Source organism: Actinomadura kijaniata (assembly GCF_014138665.1).
In the GTDB taxonomy this organism is placed as follows: domain Bacteria; phylum Actinomycetota; class Actinomycetes; order Streptosporangiales; family Streptosporangiaceae; genus Spirillospora; species Spirillospora kijaniata.
The window spans coordinates 315704-336129 of record NZ_JACJIA010000005.1; the positions used below are offsets into that span (position 1 = coordinate 315704).

22 protein-coding genes are annotated in these 20426 nt (G+C 71.1%); 13 read left to right on the forward strand and 9 right to left on the reverse strand.

Translation table 11 applies throughout. From position 1 onward, the window contains the following. Nucleotides 1-33 precede the first annotated feature (33 nt). Complete coding sequence (locus tag HNR61_RS21270; protein WP_246443250.1) at nt 34-504, reverse strand: GbsR/MarR family transcriptional regulator; 471 nt, start codon at nt 502-504, stop codon at nt 34-36. A gap of 86 nt (nt 505-590) precedes the next feature. Between HNR61_RS21270 and HNR61_RS49280 the strand changes: the two genes are divergently transcribed. The 5 genes from HNR61_RS49280 to HNR61_RS48000 all read left to right on the forward strand — a co-directional run bounded on the left by HNR61_RS49280 (nt 591) and on the right by HNR61_RS48000 (nt 4889). Continuing rightward, nucleotides 591-1502, forward strand: a complete 912-nt coding sequence (locus tag HNR61_RS49280; RefSeq protein ID WP_182844922.1) for an ABC transporter ATP-binding protein — start codon at nt 591-593, stop codon at nt 1500-1502. Between the two features lie 31 nt (nt 1503-1533). Further along, nucleotides 1534-2370 (forward strand): ABC transporter permease subunit, encoded by an 837-nt coding sequence (locus HNR61_RS21280; protein WP_182844923.1) that lies wholly within the window; start codon nt 1534-1536, stop codon nt 2368-2370. A 279-nt stretch (nt 2371-2649) separates the two neighbouring features. Beyond that, the gene (locus tag HNR61_RS21285) at nt 2650-3123 is read left to right on the forward strand and encodes a GbsR/MarR family transcriptional regulator (RefSeq protein ID WP_246443252.1); all 474 of its coding nucleotides are present in this window, start codon (nt 2650-2652) and stop codon (nt 3121-3123) included. Then, nucleotides 3120-4316, forward strand: coding sequence for an FAD-dependent oxidoreductase (locus tag HNR61_RS21290; protein ID WP_182844924.1), 1197 nt, complete (start codon nt 3120-3122; stop codon nt 4314-4316). Before HNR61_RS21285 ends, HNR61_RS21290 begins: the two co-directional genes overlap by 4 nt. Before the next feature lie 348 nt (nt 4317-4664). Next, nucleotides 4665-4889: an NAD(P)-binding domain-containing protein gene (locus HNR61_RS48000; protein ID WP_312898011.1), complete on the forward strand. Its 225-nt coding sequence runs from the start codon at nt 4665-4667 to the stop codon at nt 4887-4889. 508 nt (nt 4890-5397) lie between these two features. Here the strand turns inward: HNR61_RS48000 and HNR61_RS21300 are convergent. The 3 genes from HNR61_RS21300 to HNR61_RS21310 form a co-directional block, all read right to left on the reverse strand. Next, the gene (locus HNR61_RS21300; RefSeq protein ID WP_182844925.1) at nt 5398-5673 is read right to left on the reverse strand and encodes a hypothetical protein; all 276 of its coding nucleotides are present in this window, start codon (nt 5671-5673) and stop codon (nt 5398-5400) included. Next, complete coding sequence (nhaA, locus tag HNR61_RS21305; RefSeq protein ID WP_312898012.1) at nt 5670-6887, reverse strand: Na+/H+ antiporter NhaA; 1218 nt, start codon at nt 6885-6887, stop codon at nt 5670-5672. Before nhaA ends, HNR61_RS21300 begins: the two co-directional genes overlap by 4 nt. A 152-nt stretch (nt 6888-7039) precedes the next feature. Then, nucleotides 7040-8299, reverse strand: a complete 1260-nt coding sequence (locus tag HNR61_RS21310) for a cation:proton antiporter (RefSeq protein WP_182844927.1) — start codon at nt 8297-8299, stop codon at nt 7040-7042. A 292-nt stretch (nt 8300-8591) separates the two neighbouring features. Here HNR61_RS21310 and HNR61_RS21315 point away from each other — a divergent pair, with 292 nt between their 5' ends. The 4 genes from HNR61_RS21315 to HNR61_RS21330 all read left to right on the forward strand — a co-directional run bounded on the left by HNR61_RS21315 (nt 8592) and on the right by HNR61_RS21330 (nt 12082). Further along, a complete protein-coding gene (locus HNR61_RS21315; protein ID WP_312898013.1) occupies nt 8592-9776 on the forward strand; it encodes a PucR family transcriptional regulator in 1185 nt (394 codons plus the stop codon). Nucleotides 9777-10067: 291 nt separating this feature from the next. Further along, entirely contained in the window at nt 10068-10499 is a 432-nt protein-coding gene (locus HNR61_RS21320) for an NfeD family protein (protein ID WP_182844928.1), read from the forward strand. Between the two features lie 3 nt (nt 10500-10502). Next, complete coding sequence (locus HNR61_RS21325; RefSeq protein ID WP_182844929.1) at nt 10503-11618, forward strand: SPFH domain-containing protein; 1116 nt, start codon at nt 10503-10505, stop codon at nt 11616-11618. Between the two features lie 245 nt (nt 11619-11863). Then, the gene (locus HNR61_RS21330) at nt 11864-12082 is read left to right on the forward strand and encodes a hypothetical protein (RefSeq protein WP_182844930.1); all 219 of its coding nucleotides are present in this window, start codon (nt 11864-11866) and stop codon (nt 12080-12082) included. A gap of 1 nt (nt 12083) precedes the next feature. Here the strand turns inward: HNR61_RS21330 and HNR61_RS48005 are convergent, their stop codons facing one another. After that, entirely contained in the window at nt 12084-12281 is a 198-nt protein-coding gene (locus tag HNR61_RS48005; protein WP_246443570.1) for a hypothetical protein, read from the reverse strand. A gap of 371 nt (nt 12282-12652) precedes the next feature. On the opposite strand from HNR61_RS48005, the gene HNR61_RS21340 reads away from it, so the two are divergent. Beyond that, the gene (locus HNR61_RS21340; RefSeq protein WP_182845231.1) at nt 12653-12871 is read left to right on the forward strand and encodes a hypothetical protein; all 219 of its coding nucleotides are present in this window, start codon (nt 12653-12655) and stop codon (nt 12869-12871) included. Here the strand turns inward: HNR61_RS21340 and HNR61_RS21345 are convergent. Both HNR61_RS21345 and HNR61_RS21350 read right to left on the reverse strand, forming a co-directional pair. After that, on the reverse strand, nt 12849-13235 hold the full coding sequence (locus HNR61_RS21345; protein WP_182844932.1) for a hypothetical protein: 387 nt from the start codon (nt 13233-13235) through the stop codon (nt 12849-12851). The two genes, HNR61_RS21340 and HNR61_RS21345, sit on opposite strands and share 23 nt — an antisense overlap. Before the next feature lie 391 nt (nt 13236-13626). Then, nucleotides 13627-14379: a DivIVA domain-containing protein gene (locus HNR61_RS21350; RefSeq protein ID WP_182844933.1), complete on the reverse strand. Its 753-nt coding sequence runs from the start codon at nt 14377-14379 to the stop codon at nt 13627-13629. 516 nt (nt 14380-14895) lie between these two features. Between HNR61_RS21350 and HNR61_RS21355 the strand changes: the two genes are divergently transcribed. From HNR61_RS21355 to HNR61_RS21365, 3 genes are all read left to right on the forward strand, one after another. Next, nucleotides 14896-15855, forward strand: a complete 960-nt coding sequence (locus HNR61_RS21355; protein ID WP_182844934.1) for an ABC transporter ATP-binding protein — start codon at nt 14896-14898, stop codon at nt 15853-15855. Next, nucleotides 15852-16649 (forward strand): ABC transporter permease subunit, encoded by a 798-nt coding sequence (locus tag HNR61_RS21360; protein WP_182844935.1) that lies wholly within the window; start codon nt 15852-15854, stop codon nt 16647-16649. The genes HNR61_RS21355 and HNR61_RS21360 overlap by 4 nt, the downstream gene beginning before the upstream one ends. 1488 nt (nt 16650-18137) lie before the next feature. Then, a complete protein-coding gene (locus tag HNR61_RS21365) occupies nt 18138-18551 on the forward strand; it encodes an XdhC family protein (RefSeq protein WP_312898014.1) in 414 nt (137 codons plus the stop codon). Here the strand turns inward: HNR61_RS21365 and HNR61_RS21370 are convergent. Together HNR61_RS21370 and HNR61_RS21375 are read right to left on the reverse strand one after the other, a co-directional pair. Beyond that, on the reverse strand, nt 18548-19423 hold the full coding sequence (locus HNR61_RS21370) for a diacylglycerol kinase catalytic domain-containing protein (protein WP_182844937.1): 876 nt from the start codon (nt 19421-19423) through the stop codon (nt 18548-18550). The genes HNR61_RS21365 and HNR61_RS21370 overlap by 4 nt on opposite strands. Then, entirely contained in the window at nt 19420-20418 is a 999-nt protein-coding gene (locus HNR61_RS21375; RefSeq protein ID WP_182844938.1) for an SPFH domain-containing protein, read from the reverse strand. The genes HNR61_RS21370 and HNR61_RS21375 overlap by 4 nt, the downstream gene beginning before the upstream one ends. Nucleotides 20419-20426 lie beyond the last annotated feature (8 nt).

The window sequence follows — 20426 nt, forward strand, 5'->3', positions numbered from 1 at the left end:
GCCCTGCCCGAGAACGCACCCCGCTTCAACCTGTCACCGGTCGCCGGTCCGGGGGAGACCCCGCTCGGCTTTCCAGCGGTCCAACAGCACGGGCAGTTCGCGGAACATGAAGCCGTAGAAGTCGCGCATCTCCTCCAACCGGCGCGCGGCCGGACTGTTCTCCCCGGCCGCCGCGATGCCCTGGTCGGCGGCCTCGAACATGGCCTGGACCATGCCGTTCTGCGTCGACATCAACGTGGCCCACGCGCCCTCGCGCAGCCGGTAGTGCTCGCGGCGGCTGCCCGGCGCCGGGACGCGTTCGATCAGTCCGACGGTGGACAGCATCTTGATCGCCCCCGACACCGAGCCGGAGCTGATGCCCAGCTGCTCGGCCAGCTCGGGTGCGGTGACGCTGTCGGTGTCGGCGAACATCAGCGCCGCCAGCACCCGCGCGGTCGCCTTCTGCAGCCCGCCCTGGGACAGGGACAGTGCCATCCGCTCGGCGGCTTCGGTGGTGTCTGCCAAGGTCGTCCCCCTCGTCCGTGATCCTGACGGAAGTTTAACAGCTCTGAATCTTCAGAAATCTCTGAAAGTTCTGATAATCTCCAGGCATGAACACGGCGATCGAGCTGACCGAGCTCACCAAGACCTACGGATCCCGGCGAGGCCTGACCGGACTGACGCTGGGGGTGAACCCCGGGGAGGTGTTCGGCTACCTGGGCCCCAACGGCGCGGGCAAGTCGACCACGATCCGGCTGCTGCTGGACCTGATCCGCCCCACCTCCGGCACCGCCCGGGTGCTGGGCCTGGACCCGCGCACCGACGCGGTCGAACTGCACCGCCGCATCGGCTACCTGGCCGGGGACTTCGTGGTCGACGGCCGCCAGCGCGTCGGGGAGTGCCTGGCTTTCCTGGGGAACCTTCGCGGCGGCGTCCCGGCCGCTCGGATCGCCGAGCTCGCCGACCGTCTCGACCTGGACCTGACCGCGCGGATCAAGAGCCTGTCCAAGGGCAACCGGCAGAAGGTCGGCCTGGTGCAGGCGTTCATGCACCACCCCGAACTGCTGATCCTGGACGAGCCCACCTCCGGGCTGGACCCGCTGGTGCAGCAGACGTTCCTGGAGATGGTCGCCGAGGCGCGCGACGCCGGACAGACGGTGTTCATGTCCAGCCACATCATGAGCGAGGTGGAGGCCGTCGCCGACCGTGTCGCCATCATCCGCGAGGGCCGCCTGGTCGCCACCGACACCGTGGCGGGACTGCGCGCCCGGTCGTTCCTGGAGGTGCGGATCGACTTCGCGGCGCCGGTCGCCGCCGAGGAGTTCGCCTCCCTGCCCGGCGTGACCGATGTGAGGATCGACGACGCCACGCTCACCTGCCGCGTCGACGGGAGCCCCGACGCCCTGGTCAAGGCCGCCGCCCGGCACACCGTCACCGCCCTGCGCGCCGACAGCCAGGACCTGGAAGAGCTGTTCCACGCCTACTACACCGGCGAGGCCGCCCCCGGCCCCGTCGCCGCCTGATCCGCCCCCCTTCTCCCTCCAAGGACGCGCCATGACCGCCACCCGCCACACCGCCCCACTGCCCGGCACCTCCGGTCTCGCCCGTGCCTCCGGCCGGTCGATGTTCACCAAGACCCTCTACGACAACCGGCGGATCTTCGCCGTCTGGGCCCTGGCGACCGGGGTGCTGGCGATGATGTACGGCTCCTTCTACCCGCAGCTGTCGGCCGACGCGATGGCCTCGGTCCCCGAGGCGATGGAGGGCTTCGGCCTCAACGACCTGTCCAACGCCGCCGGATACCTCAAGGGCGCGGTGTTCGGGCTGCTGGTGCCGCTGCTGGTCACCTTCTACGGGGCCGCCACCGGCGCCCGCATGGTCTCGGCCGACGAGGAGTCGGGCTACCTGGACCTGCTGCTGGCCCACCCGATCGGCCGCACCCGGTTGCTGCTGCACCGGTTCGCCGCGCTCACCGCCGGGACGGTGCTGATCGCCCTGGTCGTCCTGGCCGGCATGCTGGCCATCCGCACCAGCGCCGAACTGGACTCCATCAGCGTCACCAACTTCGCCGCCCAGGCCCTGCACCTGGCGCTGCTCGGCCTGCTGTTCGGCGCCCTGGCCACCGGAATCGGCGCGGCCACCGGCAAGAGCCGCCCCGTCGTCTTCGGCGTCACCGCCGGGGTCGGCGTGCTGGCCTACGCGGTCAACGGCTTCGCCCCGCAGATCGGCGCTGACTGGCTGCGCCACCTGACCCCGTTCCACTACTACATCGGCGGCGAGCCGCTGAAGAACGGCCTCCAGCTCGCCGACGCGGGCGTCCTGGCCGCCGCGACCGTCGTCCTCATCGCCCTCGGGACCTGGCGCTTCGGCCGCCGCGACCTCGGTCGCTGAACGGCCCCACCCGGCCGCGTGCCCCGCCCCGGAAGCCGAATCCGGCGACCGGCGCGGGACACGCGGCCCTGCTCGTCGACCCCCACTCCGTTGCCGAGACCGTGCCTCGCAAAGCTCGATACGAGATCCCGCGCAGGTGAGCCGGGCCGACCCGAAGAGGTCAGAGGTCTGCCCGCCAGGTCACTTCTGGACGCCTCGAAGGTTGACAATCCGCCATGGCCCACCTGTATTGTTTCAGTAGTTTGTGAAACAGCTTTCTATAGCTGAAGTGGGCGAACTTTGACCGACAACGCCGGGCCCGCCGACAAGGAACTGCTGGAGTGGGTCGAGCGGGTGGCGATGTACCTGGCCGCCGACGGTGTGCCGCCGGTGACCGGGCGCGTGCTGGGCTGGCTGATGGTCTGTGACCCGCCCGAGCAGTCGGCCGCCGAGATCTGCGCGGCGATCGGCGCCAGCCGGGCGGCCCTGACCACCAGCACCCGCACCCTGATGACCATGGGGTTCATCGAGCGCCGCACCCGCCCCGGCGGACGCACCGCCTACTACCGGGTCGTCGACGGCGCGTGGGAGAAGGTCGTGCGGCGCCAGGTGGCGGCCCTGACGGCCTTCCGCGAGGTCGCCGCAGACGGCATGGCCCTGGTCGGCCCCGGCACCGCGCGAGCGGCACGGCTCCGCGAGGCCCGCGACGTCTTCGACTGGATGGCCGAGGTGTTCGACCAGGCTCCGCCGCCAGCCCCCCTGGGGGAGAAATGAGCAGAACCGCCGTAGTGATCGGTGGCGGCATCGGTGGCCTGGCCGCCGCCGTCGCCCTGCACCGGATCGGCTGGAGGGCCACCGTCCTGGAACGGGCCGCCCGCTTCGAGGAGGTCGGCGTCGGGCTGTCGCTGTCGCCCAACGCGCTGCGGGCGCTCGACGCCCTGGGCCTGGGCGACCGAGCCCGCGCCGTCGGCGTCCCCACCTGGGCCACGCACGCGATGCGCACCCCGTCCGGCGGCCACCTGATGCGCGCTCCCGACCAGGGCGTCCCGCCGCTGCTGGCGTTCCGACGTGCCGCGCTGCACCAGCTCCTGCTGAAGGCGGTGCCCGACGGACGGGTGCGAACCGGAGCGCAGGTGACGGCCCTGCGCGCCAACGGCCCTACCGCCACGGTCATTTGCGATGACGAGGAATTCACCGCCGACCTGGTCGTGGCAGCCGACGGCATCCACAGCACCACGCGCGGCCTGCTGTGGCCCGACGCCCCGCCCCCGCGCTTCCTGAACTACACCGCCTGGCTGGGCCTGGCCGAACTCGACCACCCCGTCGGCCCGGACGGACCCCCCGAACTCCGCGGCAGCATGACCCTGGGGCGAGGCCAGGCACTTCTGATCCATCCGGTAGGGGCCCGCCAGACGTACTGGGCGCTGCTCGCCGCCGCCGACCGGCCGGGCGTCCGCCATCCCGACGAGCTGGCCGAGGCGCGCCGCCGCGTCGGCGCCTGGCACCAGCCGGTCCCCGCGCTGCTGGACGCCACCCCTGCCGACCAGGTGCGGCGCATCGACATTCACGAGGCGCCGCCGCTGTCCACGTTCGTCCACAGGAACGTCGCCCTGCTCGGCGACGCAGCCCACGCGATGAGCCCCGACCGCGGGCAGGGCGCGGGCCAGTCGATCGAGGACGCCGTCGTGCTGGCCGCCGCCCTGGCCACCGAACCCACGGTCACCGACGCCCTGACCCGCTACGACCGCGAACGCCGCCCGCGCACCCAGACCACCGCCGAATCAGCCCGCCGCGCCGGACAGCAGGTCCTCAACGCCGGAACCGCAGCCCACCACCTGACCACCCTGTCCTTGCGGCTGACCCCCTCCGCGCTGTGGAATCGCCTGGCGCCCCGCGCCCTCGCACCACTGTGGGACTGGCAACCCCCATCCCTCCCGGACCAGCCCACCCACCCCGCGTCGCCGTAAGGCCGCGGCATCCGGGACGGCAGGCTGATGATTCCGGCTGTCCCGATCATGCGATCGTCCTCCACCCGCTGAACAAGAACGATCAGAGGCCGTCCTCACCCCGCTGCCGCACCGCTGGGTGGTGGAGCCCCCTGAGCTGGCTGATGCTCTACCTCTGCCGGTTCCGAAGCCATCATCCAGTTGCCTTGATCAATCTCATGACCCGCCGTCTCACCCGCGAGAACACCCTCGCCTGGCGCGACGGCTGAGTCACACGATCATGAGATCAACGCCCACTAACGTGGTCGGGTGGTCTGTGCGTCCAGGAGCGGATGGGCTTTGGGCGGCCACCAGGAGGAGGAGCTGACGGTGTCGACCCTGGGGATCATCGGGAGCGGGCGTATCGGGACTGCGGTCGCACGGCTGGCGGTGGCGGCGGGCATCGATGTGGTGATCGCCAACTCGCGCGGACCGCAGCGCCCTGCCCATCGCCGGCGACGACCCCGGCGCCAAAGCCCGGGCGGCACGGCTGATCGACCGGCTCGGCTTCGACACCGTCGACGCCGGAACCCTCGCCGACAGCTGGCGTTTTGAGCCCGGGTCCGGCGCCGACACCCAGATCTATCTCGCCGGACCCGACGTGCCGGCCGAGCGCGTACTCTTCGCCCCCGCCGCGCCGCTGCCAGCCCACAGGCTGCGCGCCGCGCTGGAGGCGAGCCAGCGGGTGACGGTGGCCGAACGCGCGTTCTGAGCCGCCTCCAACCCCTCCTCTGCACCTATACGGCCGAGTCGGAATCTTGTTCGCAAGGTAACGTCACAGCACCGCCGGGCCACCGTGGAGGGGCGGCGAGAGCGCGCAGTACGCCTGGTGGTGCGGTGGCCCGGCGACCATTGTGGGATGCCGGGCGGACGCTCGCACGGGACTGGGACGCCGCCAACGCCCAGCACCTCGAACATCACCGGGAATTCCAGTCCGCCGATCTGGATGAGGGTCAGGATGACGACTTCACCGAACTCCGACCGGTGCGCCCTGGTGTCCATCGTCACCAGGCCGGCACCTCCGTCCCCGCCCCCGCACGGCGACCGAGCCGACGTCTGACGTTCACGGACGCCCCAGCCCTAGTGGGAATATTGTCAGCGCGGTGGTGATCATGACACCGATGGCGGCGAAACGGGCGTCCGGACCTGCGCCCAGCACCGCCGCGACGAGCGACTCGCGCTGCAGGACCAAGCGTGGCACCCACCCCGTGATCGCGACGCCGAGCACTGCTGGAACCCGCCGTGGCACACGACGATCGGTGACGGTCCGGTGTTCATCGGGCGGCACCCTCGTTTGGCCAGCGCCGATGATGAGCGGATCGTCGGGCAGGGAGGTCACTCGCCCGGCCTGGTCAGGTGGGCGCCGGCGCGCAGGCGCAGCAGCACCAGGGCGAGCAGGGTGGCGGTGAGGGAGGCGGCCAGCACGGCGGTGGAGGTGTGCTGGATCGCGGTGGGATCGTCGGTGGCCAGGCGGGCGATCAGCAGGCTGACGGTGTAACCGATCCCGCCCAGCACCGCGACCGGAAGCACGTCGGCCCATCCGATCCCGCCCGGCAGCGTCGCCAGCCGCAGCCGCACCGCCAGCCAGGCGCCACCGAAGATCCCCACGATCTTGCCTGCCAGCAGCCCCAGGTACACGCCCTGGGCGAGGGGGTCGGCCACGGCCTTGCCGAGGGATGCCAGCTGGATGCCGGCGGCGGCCAGCGCGAACAGCGGCACGATGATCCCCGCCGAGATCGGGTGGAGGCGCTTCTCCAGCCGTTCGGCCGGTGACCGTTCCTCGCCGCGAGCGGTGACCACGGGGGTCAGCAGGCCCAGCACGATGCCGGTGACGGTGGCGTGCACGCCGCTGGCGTGGATGCAGATCCACGCCGCCGCCACCAGCGGGACCATCATCACCAGGGGAGTGCGGCGGTGGCGCTGGGCCAGCCAGTAGAGCGCGCACAGGGCCAGACCCGCCGCCAGCCACACCAGATCCAGGTTCTTGGTGAACAGCAGCGCGATCAGGCCGATGGCGCCCAGGTCGTCGATGACGGCCAGCGACAGCAACAGCACCCGCACCCCGGTGGGCAGCGCCGACCCCACCAGAGCCAACACCCCCAGGGCGAAGGCGATGTCGGTGGCCACCGGGATCGCCCACGCGCCGCCCTCGGCCGCGGCGCCACGCGACACCGCCAGCGCCACCACGGCGGGAGCGACCATGCCGCCGAGCGCGGCCAGCAGCGGCAGGGCCGCCGCGCGCCATCCGGCCAGCTCCCCGACGGTCAGCTCGCGTTTGACCTCCATGCCGGCGACGAAGAAGAAGATCGCCAGGAGGCCGTCCGACACCCACGCCGACAGCGACAGCCGCAGGTGCAGCCAGTCGGGACCCACCTTGGTCCCCCACAGATCGTCGTAGACGCCGGGGGCGAGGTTGGCCCACAGCAGGGCCAGGGCGGTGGCCCCCAGCAGCATCTGCCCGCCGGTGGCCTCCCTGCGGAAGAAGTCGGCCAGCGCCTCGGTCCGGCCGGGGCCGGAGCGCGTGAACTGCTTGAGCGGGGAAGGCAGACGCACGTGCGCGGGCTCCTCGGGTGGCGGGGACGGCGAAGTCGGACGCCGACCAGACTTCCCGGCACACCCTGCGCCATACGTGCACGCATTGCCATCAACGCTACGTAAAGACCGCAGCTCGCCGCAAGGAGGCATTGATCATTTCCGGTCGATGATCAGCCCTGGTCGCCCTCGACGCTGGGAGGCGGGTCGGCGGGGGAGGAGCCGTCGCGGCGGAGCAGGGCACGCGCCTTGCCGTGCCAGGCGGGCACGTCGCGTTCGTCGTCGAAGCCGCGGGCCACGACGACGTCGGTGGAGGAGTGCGCCAGGATCGACAGCACGATGGTGACGGCGACCAGGTGGAAGATCTGGTCCGCGGCGGGGATGCCCGACTCCAGCACCAGCAGCCCGTAGACCACCGAGGCGAACCCCTTGGGGCCGAACCACATCACCGCGCCCTGCTCGCGCATGCTCAGTCCCGAGCGCAGGAAGGAGATCCAGATGGCCACCGGCCGGGCCACCACCAGCGCCAGGATCGCGAACAGCCAGCCGGTCCAGCCGACGTCGCCCAGGAACGCGGGGGTCAGCAGCGCCCCGAACACCAGCAGCGCCGCCAGCTTGAGCAGTTCGGCGACCAGCTCGCCGAACTCCTCGAACGCCTTGCGGTGCTGCTCGCCGATGGTGGCCACGGTGATCCCGGCGGCGAAGGCGGCCAGGAACAGGTTGCCGTGGGTGGCCTTGCCCAGCGCCAGCACCAGCAGTCCGATCGCCACGGCGTTGAGCGGCTGGTACTTGGGCGCGATGGCGAACAGGCGGGTGCGCTCCAGCATGATGGCCGCCCACGGCACCGCCACGCCGATGACCAGCCCCAGCGCCAGCTCGGTGCCCAACTCGCCCAGGTGCAGGTCGTCGGAGCCCTTGGCGATGGCCAGGAACAGCACCACGAACGGCAGGATCAGCCCGTCGTTGACGCCGGACTCGACGTTGAGCAGATGCCGCAGCCGGGGCGGCACCTTGTCGTTGCCCACCAGCGCGGCGGCGAACACCGGGTCGGTGGGCGTCAGGATCGCCGCGACCAGCAGCGACTCGATCCAGCCCAGGCCCACCACGTAGTGCGCGAGCAGCGCCGTGACCACCAGGGTCAGCGGCAGGCCCCAGCCCAGCGCGCGGCCGGGCAGCCGCCACGCCGAACGCAGGTCCTTCCACCCGGCGTGCATGCCGTCGGTGAACAGCACCGCGAACAGCGCCAGCTCCGCCAGCCCGCCCACCAGGGAGTCGCCGGGCTTGAGCGACACCACTCCGGTGACGCCGTCGCCGAGCAGGAAGCCGCCGACCAGGAACAACGCCGCGGTGGACAGGATGGTGCGGTTGGCCAGGCTGGAAATCAGCACCGCCAGCAGCAGGAAGGCCGCGAACGCGGTCAGCAGGGTCGTCATCGGCGCACCGGGCTTTCGGGAGAACGGATACGGACATCGCCGACCAGACTTCCCGGCACACCTCAGGACACCTTAACGGGGTCTTGACGGGCCCGCCACGCGCGGGCCGGCCAGCACCCCACCCCTCAGGCTGGTAGCGAGGCTCCACCCGGGAACGGACGCCTCCGGTCCGCCAGAAGATCCACACCGCCTGTCCGGCCGGGGCTTGGCCTTCAAGCTACTTTGGGCTTACCACCTGCCGGAATCCGGCAACCACGACGCGTACAGAAGGTGCGCACGCTGAGGAGCGGCCGTGACGACCGAGCACGAGACCTGGACGGTGGACGCCGGCGCCATCGCCGCTCGCGCGGCCGCCGACGCCGGTGCCAGCGCCGAATTGGCGTCCTTCCTCGACGGTTACATCGAAATGCTGGTCGCGGTGAGCGCGACCGGTCGCCGGCTGGGGCGGGCCGAACTCGAGACCCGGCGTGTGCTGGGAGCCGCCGCGGTCGAGCAGAACGTTCCCCTGCGCGCACTGGTCGATCTGTATCTCAGCGCGAACTGGCTGACCTGGCGTGAGCTTCCCGGCATAGCCGAGGCCGACGGGGCCACGGTGCGCGCCATCGCCGACAGCGTCATGCGCGCCGCCGACGACGACGCCATCGTCGCCTTGGCCGAGGGCTATGACCAGGCGCAGCGCCTGGTGGTGCGCCAGGAGGAGGCGCGCCGCCGCGAGTTCATCGACGACCTGCTCTACGGCCGCAGTGATCTCGGCCGGCTGGCCGAGACGGCGGAGCGCTTCGGCCTGCACCTGGCGGGCCAGCTCGCCGTCGCCGTCGCCAGGGCCGGTCACAGCCTGGTCGACGGCGACGGCATGACCCGCCGCGTCGAGTCCAGCATGCGGGTGCGCTTCGGTGCGCGCGACGTGCTCGTCACCGCCAAGGACGGGTCGCTGGTCTGCATCGCCACCGGCACCGCCACCGCCGACATGCCGGCCGAGTTCGCCCGGCAGGTGGAACTGGCGCTGGGCGCCGACCGCCGCTGGCGAGTGGGGGTGGGACGCCCGCACACGGGGCCGGGGGGCGCCGTGCGCTCGTATGAGGAGGCGTGCCAGACGTTGGACCTGGCCGAGTCGCTCGGACTCGCCGCCCCGGTGATGAACGCGGCCGACCTGCTGGTCTTCCAGGTGCTGCTGCGTGACCGGGGAGCCCTCATCGATCTTGTCGCCACCGTGCTGGGGCCGCTGGAACAGGCGCGAGGCGGCGCCCGGCCCCTGCTGGACACGCTCGCGGGATACTTCGCATCAGGCGGGATCACCGCCGCCGCTGCCCGCCATCTGCATCTCAGCGTTCGCGCCGTCACCTACCGGCTCGACCGGATCAAGCAGTTGACCGGCCATGACGTCGCCGACCCGACACAGCGGTTCGCGCTGGAGGCGGCCGTGCTGGGGGCGCGCCTTCTCGACTGGCCGAGCCGGCCGCTGCCGCCGTCCGAGTGACCGGATCAGGCGCTCCCTTCGGTCGTACCCACGGGTTCGGGAGCGAGCCCGGCGCCCCTGAGACGTCTGTGCTCTTTCGAACGGTCGAGTGAAGGCTCCGGAAAGCGGTGGACCGTGCTCCCGCCCACGGCAGGCGCCGAAGCGGCCCTACATTGCCGGAACCCGGCAAGTAAGGCCGAGCTTCCCTGGCGGATCTACCGCCTTATGCGCGCGCGTCCCTCCCAACACCATGGAGGCAGGGAACGCGTTCCCTGCTCGCGTGCCCGTCAACTGCTGACGAAGGGGCCTGGCATGGATGGGTGGCTCGTCTGGCTGATCGTCGCGGCGATGCTGGCAGTGGCCGAGATCTTCACCCTCACCGCCGCGCTCGCGGTGCTCGGCGGCGCCGCTCTGGCCACCGCCGGCTTCGCCGCGATCGGTCTCCCGGCGCCGGTCCAGCTCCTGGTGTTCACCGTCGCCGCCACGGCCGGAATGCTGCTCGTCCGTCCCATCGCCCTGCGCCACAGGGGCCAGTCCGAACGCTGGCGCTTCGGCGTGGACGCCCTGATCGGCCAGACCGCCCACGTCACTCAGGAGGTGACCGGGACAGACGGCAGGGTTCGCATCGGCGGCGAGGAGTGGACCGCCCGCGCCTATGACCGGACGCTGGTGATCCCGGCCGGAGCGAGCGTCGACGTCCTGGAGATCAGCGGCAGCACCGCACTCGTCTACCCTCGGGAGTGAACCATGGAGAACCCGACCTTCCTGGTCGCGAGCCTGCTGCTCGCCGTGCTCGCGGTCTTCACCGTGCTGCGGGCGGTGCGCATCGTGCCCCAGGCCCGAGCCCGCAACATCGAACGGCTCGGCCGCTACCACCGCACCCTCAAGCCCGGCCTCAACTTCGTCATCCCCTACATCGACCGGGTCTATCCGGTGATCGACCTGCGCGAACAGGTCGTCTCGTTCAAACCGCAGCCGGTCATCACCGAGGACAACCTGGTCGTTGAGATCGACACAGTCCTGTACTTCCAGGTGACCGACCCGCGGGCCGCCGCCTACGAGATCGCCGACTTCCTGCAGGCCGTCGAGCAGCTCACGGTCACCACCCTGCGCAACGTGGTCGGGTCCATGGACCTGGAGCGCACGCTCACCTCCCGCGACACCATCAACAACCAGCTCAGGGGCGTGCTGGACGAGGCCACCGGCAAGTGGGGCCTGCGGGTCAACCGCGTGGAGATCAAGGCCATCGACCCTCCGCAGACCATCAAGGACGCGATGGAGAAGCAGATGCGCGCCGAGCGGGACAAACGCGCCGCCATCCTGAACGCCGAAGGCCAGCGCCAGTCCCAGATCCTCACCGCCGAGGGCGACGAGCAGGCCGCGGTCCTGCGCGCCGAAGGCGACCGGACCGCGCAGGTGCTCAAGGCCGAGGGCCAGTCCCAGGCCATCGACGAGGTCTTCCAGGCGGTCCACCGCAACGATCCCGACCCCAAGCTGCTGGCCTACCAGTACCTGCAGATGCTGCCCGAGCTGGCCCAGGGGCCCGGCAACACCTTCTGGGTGATCCCCAGCGAGGTCACCTCGGCCCTGAACGACGTGTCCCGCGCCTTCACCCAGGCCCTGCCCCAGTCCCCGGCCACCCGCCAGACCGCCTCCGACCGGCCGGCCCAACGGGCCGCCGCCGACGCCGCCCAGGCCGCGCACGCCGCCGCCCAGGCACTCGCCGACGCGGCCGAGGCCGACGGCACCCCACAGATCACCGGCCCCGCGCCCCAGCCCGGCACCGCGCCCGGCAACGAGGAGCCGCAACCGCAGCACGCCAACCAGCACGGGCACCAGAACTCCTCGACCTCGCGCCCATGACCGCCCCATCCCCACCAGGCCGCCGACGCCCTGACCGCCGTGCTGAAGCGGCTGTGGACTTCGACGATGGAACCCGGGGGTTTGTCCAGCGCGATGGTCAACGACGCTGCGGCGAAGGCGACCGCGGTGCCGCGTTGGATGACTGACGACCGAGGAGTACCCGTGGCCACTCCGATCGCCGACCGATCAGCGTTTTCCTTCCCCGTCGAAAACGCCTTGCCCGCGCCTGCCAGGCGGTGAAGCCGGTGGCGACGCTGCCGGAACCGGTGATGTGGGCGTCGCTGCTGGCTTTGGGCGTCACCGCGCGTTGGGCGCTGTTGGCCGTGCTCAAAACGCTGCGGAGACGCAAGGACGAACGCCGGGACCGTTCGCATCGACGGCATCCCGACACAGCGGGCGACAGCGAGGAGATCGACACCGAGTGGGCACGGACCGCTGAGGCATGGCGGCGCGATTACCTATAGATCAGACCTCCCATCCGACGACGTCCTCGCGAAGCCGGCCATGCCGCCCTCCGGCTGCCTTGCCCTCGGGTGCCTTGGCGCCGGGCAGGGCGAGGACGCGGGCCGCCAGGGTGTGCAGGTAGGCGCGGGACTCTTCGAGTTGCTGCCGGTTGACGTGCCCGTCCCCGAAGCACCCGCCCCGTTCGTCGGAGTAGACCATGCCGTGCCCGAGGAACCCGGAGATCGGGTCGGGTCGGGTCGGGAACGGCGTCGCGGATGGCGGTGGCGACCCAGGTGAGTTCGCTGCGGGAGTAGCGCTCGTCCAGGTCGGCGGTGTCGATGGCGTCTCCGGCGCGGCGCTGCAACCACAACCCCGGCATGTCGGGCTCGGAGGCGTAGAAGTCCAGGTAGGCGTCCAGGAGGCGGACCATCCCTTGATGGGTGGGGGGGAAGGCGGCCACCGCATCGGCCAGCGCCCGCTGCTCAGCGATGGCGGCCCGCTTCATGACCTTCCGGTACAGTTGGGCGTTGCTGGAGAAGTGACGGCGCACGGTGTCGGCCGGGACCCCGGCGGCCTCGATGATCAGTTCGGTGGGCGTCGCGTCGAACCCCAGCGCCGCGAACAGGCGCGTGGCGGCCCGAATGATCCGTTCCCTGTCCTCGTCCCCTCGCCGCATCCGTGATCATTCCATCGCTTCGAGTGATCTCGCTTTGAGTTCCGGGCATCGGCAGGGCTTCCGGCCGAACTGGGAAACGAAGGACGGCCGCCTGATCGACAGCAGTCCGGTCACCTCGATCGTGAAGTTCTGAGCCGCCGCGCCAGCGCCCTGAGAACGAAGAACTCCCCGGCCACCCCGCACAGTCCCCATATCGCCCAGAACATCCACTCGCGCGAGCCCGCCCGGACCAAGTCCCCGTCGTTCATCAACACGCGTGCCTTCCCGCCGGGAACCTCGATGGCGTCACCTCTCGCGATGACGCCGGTAAGCCGCACGGTTCCATCGTCGGACACGAACCTGCCGTGCCACCGGCAACTCGTCCCGAACTTGCCGCCGGTGCACCGTCGTTCCTCCGCCGTGAAAACGCCCCACGTGCCGTGCCCCCGCCACGCCTGGAAACCCGGTGGCGCGTACAGGACCGCCATGGCCACCACCGCCAGCGGCACCAAGATCACGATCCCCCACCCTCCGGGCCGCCGTACCCGGCGTCCCCACCACGATTCCGGCGCCGCGTGCGCCCCGCTCGATGCCATCACTCACCTCGCCGCACTGACGCACCCGCCGTGCCGGTTCCCCGCCGAACGGTGGCCGCACTCGGCGACGAGGCGGATCGGGACGCACGGGAATCTGCGGTAGTCCAGGGCCGCTTCCGGCGCGAAGACGGAGCCGGAATCCTTCGCCGGACCAGCGCCGCCACCGATGGTGGCCGGAGGCAGGGGCTTGATGGTGAGGAAAGGGTCATCGACGGACTCCCACTGCGATGTGATCACTTGGCCACCGAGACCTCCGTGGCCCTCTTCGACTGGCTTCACGGGGCGGCACCGGCTCGGCGACGGTCGGACACGCTCAGCTCAGCGTGCGGTGTTTCATCTCCGCGACGACTTCGGGGATGGGTTTCCACCCCGAGCCTCGGCGCTGTTCCCAGATCGCGCGCAGTACGAGAACCTCGTGCTCGACCAGGAAGTTCCGGCTGTGGAGCTGATGGAGTTTCAGTTCCTTGCCCTGACGCGTATAGATGACGGCGGTTTCCGTGCTGAGCGATTGTTTTCTGCTGATCCCCTGGATGTCCCGCCAGCGGGTCTCGGTGCGCCGGAGCATGCCGTAGGTGACGATGCCCTGGCGGGAAACGTAGGTGCCCGACCGCCAGGCGGACCACAGGAAAAGAGTCAGCCCTCCGGTCATCAGCACGAACAGCAGCACCCGGAGTGCGGGAGGGTTGTCATCGCTGGTGCCTGCGACGCATGCCCCGGCCAGGACAGGGACCCCCATGCCTATAGCGCCTGGGATGAACGCTGACCTCGGCAGGCGGTACTCCCAGCCGTCCGCACCGGTGATCTCGCCACCGGGGACAGGGAGCGGGCGTGACGCGGTCTCTTGAGCCCGTGTCCAAGGCTGGGAGAGCCGCTGGATGAAGGAGTCCACCTGGTCCTGGTCGTAACCGCGCAGGACCAGTTCGAAGCTCGGAGGCGGCGTCTCACTCCGAAGGCCACGGCGTTTCGTCAGGCCGCGAAGATAATCGTCCACCTGGACGCGATCGTAACCTCGCCAACGGATGTCGAAACCCGGGGCTGGCTCTTCGGTGAAGAAGGGAGAATCCATAAGGGCGCCTTACAGGGGTCGGCTAGGACTTGCCGACCAGGCTTCCCGGCGCACCGATTCCCTGACTTTAACAACTCTTTGAAGAATTCACCAGAGAGATCCCGCGTCGAGCCCCGGAGACGTTCTGCCCGCCCTGCGGGTTGTCGTTTGCTCCCCCTTCCGCACTCTGGCGCACGTCACCGATCAGGCCCTGGATCCGAAAAGCCATCATCTGCGTCGGTCCCCGGCCCAGGGACCATGGGCATGTCAACAGCGCACGCTGCATTCCACCCAGGCACCGCACCGCGAACAGCGTCGGCTCGACCAACCCGGGACAGCCTCTCTGCCCCGGGCCCAGCGGGACGATCCCGGTTATCCCGTCGCCGAGCGGAAACCGCCACCAAGGACAGCGCGGCGGGTGACACAGCGCGCTCGATCAGGGGCTGGGCATCGGCGTGGTGGAGGCGTATGGTCGGTTCAGGTGTGCCGGGAAGTCTGGTCGGCGGTCCTGTCCCGACGACTTCTCGGAGAGCGGCCATGAGCGCGCACGCCGCCATCGTCACCACCGCCCTGACCAAGCACTTCGGTGCGGTCCACGCCCTGGAGGACCTGAACCTGGAGGTCTCGCGCGGCGAGATCCTGGGCTACCTGGGCCCCAACGGCGCGGGCAAGACCACCACCATCCGGCTGCTGCTGGACTTCCTGCGTCCCACCTCCGGAACCGCACGGGTCCTGGGCGGTTCCGGAGCCGACCCCGAGGTCCGCCGCAGGATCGGCTATCTGCCCGCCGAACTGCGCATCGACCCGCGTTACACCGCCAGCGACCTGCTCGACTTCTATGGCAGGCTGCGCGGCGGCCACGACCGGCGCTGGGTGTCGGAACTGCTGGAGCGGTTCGACCTGGATCCGCGGCGGCGCGTGGGCGAGCTGTCCACGGGCAACCGCCGCAAGGTCGGCATCGTGGCGGCGACCGCGCACCGACCCGAACTGCTGCTCCTGGACGAGCCGTCGTCGGGACTGGATCCGCTGCTCCAGCACGAGTTCCAGGCACTGGTACGGGAACTGGCCGCCGACGGTGCCACGGTGCTGCTGTCCAGCCACGTGCTGCCGGAGGTGGAACTGCTCGCGCACCGGGTGGCGATCCTGCGCGAAGGGCGACTGGTGACCATCGCCGGCGTCGAGGAACTGCGCCGTCAGGCCCGCCAGCGCATCGACCTGCATCTGGAACAACGGCCCCGTCCCGCCGCGTTCGCCGAGATCACCGAAGTCGTGGAAGCCCAGGTGATGACCGGGAACGGACCGACCGGCCCCGGCGCGGTACTGCGCCTGGTGATCGACGGATCGGCGGCCGCGGTCTTCAACGCCGCCGCCCCGCTGGGAGTCGTGCGCGTCGTCAGCCACGAGGCCGACCTGGACGAGGTGTTCCTGCGCTACTACCACCCCGATCGCGACATCCCGGCGGCCGAGAGCACGACCAGTGGGGAGGCCCGGTCATGAGCACGCTGACAGTGGGAACACGGCTGCTGACCGACCGGCGACGCACCCTGGCATGGTGGTCCCTCGGCGTGATCGGCCTGGTGCTGTTCACGGTGTCGCTGTACCCGTCCCTGAAAGATCAGGCCTCCCTGAACGACCTGGTGGCCGACCTGCCGGAAACGGTCCGGGCGATGATCGGTCACCAGGCCGAGGTGCCGCTGAACTCACCGGCGGGCTTCCTGCAGGCACGACTGTTCGCCACCATGCTCCCCATCCTGCTGCTGGTGCTGGGCATCGGCGCCGGGGCCCGCGCCATCGGCGGGGCCGAAGAGGAGGGCACCCTGGAACCGCTGCTGGCCAACCCGGTCACCCGCCGCCGCGTCGCCGCCGAACGCTATCTGGCGGCCGTGGTGCAGGTCGCAGCCGTGGTGATCGTGTTCGCAGCGGCGTTGACGGTGCTCGGACCGTTGTTCGGCGCGCTGGACGGTATCGCCGCGGCACATGTGGCCGGCGCGTGCGCGGCGGCGTTCGGTCTGGCCCTGACGCACACCACGCTGGCGTTCGCGATCGGCGCGGCCACCGGCGGGCGCGGCCCCGCCGTCGCGGGGGCCGCCGCGACCGCCGTGTTGGGCTACCTGACCCAGAACCTGCTCACCGGCGGCCCGTTCCGCTCTCTCAGCCCCTGGTCGTGGTACCTGGACGGCAACATGCTCGCCAACGGCCCGAACGCGACCGCGCTGTGGGCTCCGTTTCCCGTCACCGCGGTGCTGTTCACCACCGGCCTCGTGCTCTTCCTCCGCCGCGACCTGCGCTGACCACCGCGGAGCTGCCTCCGTGGCGCATCGTGATGACACCGTGCGGTCTGTCTTCAGGCCGCGCAGGTGATCCGATCGAGATGCTGAGGGAACAGCAGGAAGTACCTGTTCACAGGAACGCCACGCTGCGGCGAGCCGGGCTGCGGCGCGAAGCTGCGCGCGGTGAAGACACATGCCAGCCGCACGAAGCCCCCCGGCCTCTTCCACTACGCGTGCCCTGCCAAAAGCTCGGGTGGCTGCGGGGGTCGTCAGCATCCCCGGTCCCAAGGTGGACGCGGTACTCGCGGAAACGATGATCACCAAATACGGGGAGGAGGCACGGCGGCGGGGCGGGGACGAGAAGCCGGAACCGTGGTCGCGTGAAGACGGGTTGGCTCAGGTCCGGGCCAATATCACCGACCTCACGGCGGCATGGCGGCATGGCGGGCGAGGCCACAGCGGATCTCTCGCACGTACGGGGCGGCGGCGCGGCCCGTCCGGCTGCGTGAGGAGTGGCCGAACCTCACGCTCTACATCGAGGAGGCGCTGATCTCAGTGCTGGTCGACCCTGCGAACGGCCGAACGCGGTGGAAGCCCGACCGTCTCGGACCGCTGTGGCGTCCGGCGGACTGACCGGATCTGGAAAGCGAGCGGGGACCCTCAGCCGAGGGTCCCGCTCCTTGCGTCTTCTCGGTGCCTGAACGATCGAGTTGATCCGCTGGCGTTTCGCTTCGGTCCACTTCGGTGCGCGGGCGGCTTGGCGATGCGCCCACTTGCGGTCGTTGTCATCGAGTTCCGGCATCTGGCATCACCGTCCTTTCGTTACGTTGCGTGATTGTCCACGTCTTCGTCTACGGCTCGTCTGTCCGCCATACGTGCAGGCGCGCGCGCGTAGACATAGACGTGGACAAGTCACCGAACGTGTTCGGGCATCGCGCGCCAGCGGCCTCGGGAGACCTGGGTGACGCGGCCGGTGTCGGCGAGTTCGCGAAGCCGTTGGTAGATCCACGGACGGCTCATGCCGGTCGCCTTGACCAGATGTGCGATCCCCGGCGGTGTGGCAGGTGTCTTGCCAGCGGGCAGTGAGGGCCCCGCCTGAGCTTCCTCGATCGCCGTGCTGGAGACGGGATCAAGGATGGGGCGTAGGGCTGCGTGCCGTTCCTGCGGCCGGGGCCGCGACGCCGCGCGGGCGACGGTTGGCGAAGGCTCTGGATCTTGTTCGACTCGGGGGCCGGGAGGTGCCGCCGGGGGGATTCGTGTCGCGGTCGAACACATGATCACGCTGGCTCCGGGTGGCAAATGAGTGACAAAGGATCTTGGTCCCTGGTCATCAGGGGGATGATCAATCCTCTGACCTGAGAAGGTGGTGGAGCGGGCGACGGGAAGGCGGGCTCACGTAGCCGGTTTGGGAGACTGCTTCGCATGGGGCTTTCTCGTGAGGACGATCCCGCGTGTGATGTGGCGCATGGTCGTGTCGGCGGCTCTGCTGGGGAGCGCACGCTGGTCGCCGTGTTCGCCTCGCCTGTGGCGGAGTATCTGCTGCGTTACGGGCTCGACCTGGGTTTTGCCTGCCTGCTGGTGGATCCTGCGGGTGAGGGCGGGGACGCCCTGGTGCGCGTTCCGGAGCTCGACGGCACCGCCGATGTGGTGGTCACCGACCATCACCGCCCCGAGCTGGGGGAGGTGCTGCGGGATGTCCTGGCCCAGCCGGTCCGCTGGGTCGGTGTCATGGGCAATCCCCGCCACCCCGCCCCGCATGTTCCGGCGCTGCGCGCCCTGGGGGTTTCCGAGGACGCCATCGCTCGTGTGCACCGCCCGGTCGGGCTCAACATCGGGTCCCGCACCCCCGCCGAGATCGCGGTCGCGACGCTGGCGGGGCTGCTGGCCGACCGCAACGGACGGCCCGGCGGCTTCGGGTTCTAGCGCACCAGCCGGAGCGTGCGGGACGCCAGGGTGACCTCCACCTGCTGGCCCCAGGACAGGACGAGGCGGTCGGACTCGACGCCGTCGCCGAACACGACGAGGCCGTCGGTCTCGCAGACCAGCGACAGCGACTCGCCGGGGCCGAGGCGGCCCTCGGTGAGCGCCGTCCCGGTCGCGGGCGAGGGCCACGCCTCGCGGACGAACCAGGCCAGGCCCCGTTCGGTCGGTTCCGGCAGCGGCGGGCCGCCGCGCTCCCGCCACACCGAACGCGCCCACCCCGTCGCGCCCGTGCCGGTCGCCACCAGCACGCCCGAGGACGACTGGCGCTCCCCGGCCAGGCGGTAGCGCGCGGACTGGTGGGAGGGGTGGCCGACGTAGATCTCGTTGAGGGCGGTCAGCGAGCGCCGGTCGTCGGTGACGGCCGCCGCCATCACCCGGTCCTCGGTCGCGGCGCGGCCCGCCGCCGCGTCCCGCAGCAGGTCGGCGCAGGCCGCGACCGGGTGCGGGACGAGCACGCCGGGGTTGCGGCCGGGATCGGGGTTCAGGCCGATCACCGGCTGGCCGTCCAGGTACTTGGCGGTGTTGGCGACCAGGCCGTCCTGGCCGACGACCACCACCAGGTCGTCCGGCGCGAACAGGAACCGGTCCAGGTCGGCGCGCTCCACCGCGCCGCGCCGCCAGCGCGGAGGAACGGCCGCGGCGACCTCGGCCCGCGCCCGCGTCACCCGGATGTGGGCCGCTTCCACCTCGGCGATGCCGCGGCCCCGCGTGCGCAGGTGGAAATCGGCCTGGCCGCGCGTGCCGTGCCGGGCCAGCAGCCCGTCGTACTCGGTGCGGCGGTGGACCACCACCGCGCGGGGCGCGAGCGTCACCGGGGCCCGCCGAGCCTGGCCAGCGCGGTGGCCACCACGTCGGGCGCCACGTGGAGCTGCCCGATCTCCGGCAGGTGCTCGGCGACCGCGCGGGCGGCCAGCGCCAGCAGGACGGCCGGGTCGGCGTCGCGGTAGGCGGCGAGCTGCGCGGCCTGCGCGTCGGCCTCGGCCGCGCCCACCGCGCGCCGGGCCTCGGCCTGCGCGGCGGCGGCGAGCTTGTCGCGTTCGGCGCGGGCCTGGGCCTCGACCCACGCGGCCGCGGCCTCCTCCTCGGCGCGGCGCCGGTCGTTGGCGCCGCGCCGGGCGACCAGGGCCTGCTCGCGGGCGGCCAGCTCGATCTGGTTCTGCATCTCGTTCTCGGCGATGGCGCGCTCGCGTTCGACGGCCAGCGCGCGGCGCTCGTAGGTGGCGCGGTCGGCCTCCTGCTGCACCCGCTCGCGGGCGGGCGTCTGCAACGCCCGCTCCACCTCGGCCTCGGGCCGTACCGCGACGACCCGCACGCCGACCACGGTGACGCCGGTGTCGGTGAGGCGCGCGTCGCCGTCCAGGCCAGCCGCCACGTCGTCGCGGACGGCGGCGGGGCCGTCGGTGATCGCCTCCCGCAGCGGGATGCGCGCCAGCCGGGTCAGCGCGTGCTGCTGGGCGATCTCGGTGAGCATCGCGGCGACCTGGTCCAGCGGCGCCGACCGCCACCGCCCGGTGCCGGGGTCGATCGCGAAGTCCAGCCGCCGCGCCGCCAGCGCCGGGTCGCCGATCCGGTAGGTGACGGTCGCCTGCACGGCGACGTCCTGGAAGTCGGCGGTGCGGGCGTGGAACAGCATCGGCAGCTCCCGGTCGTCCACCGGCACCTCGCTGATCGCCGCCGACAGCGGCCGGAACCAGAACGAGATCCCCGTGCCCTCGTGCGCGACGCGCCCGCCGCGCAGGTGCCGCACGTAGCTGGTGGGCGCGCCGCGCAGGTGGCGCAGGAACGGCCGCCGCTGGATGTCCGCCATCGGGACCC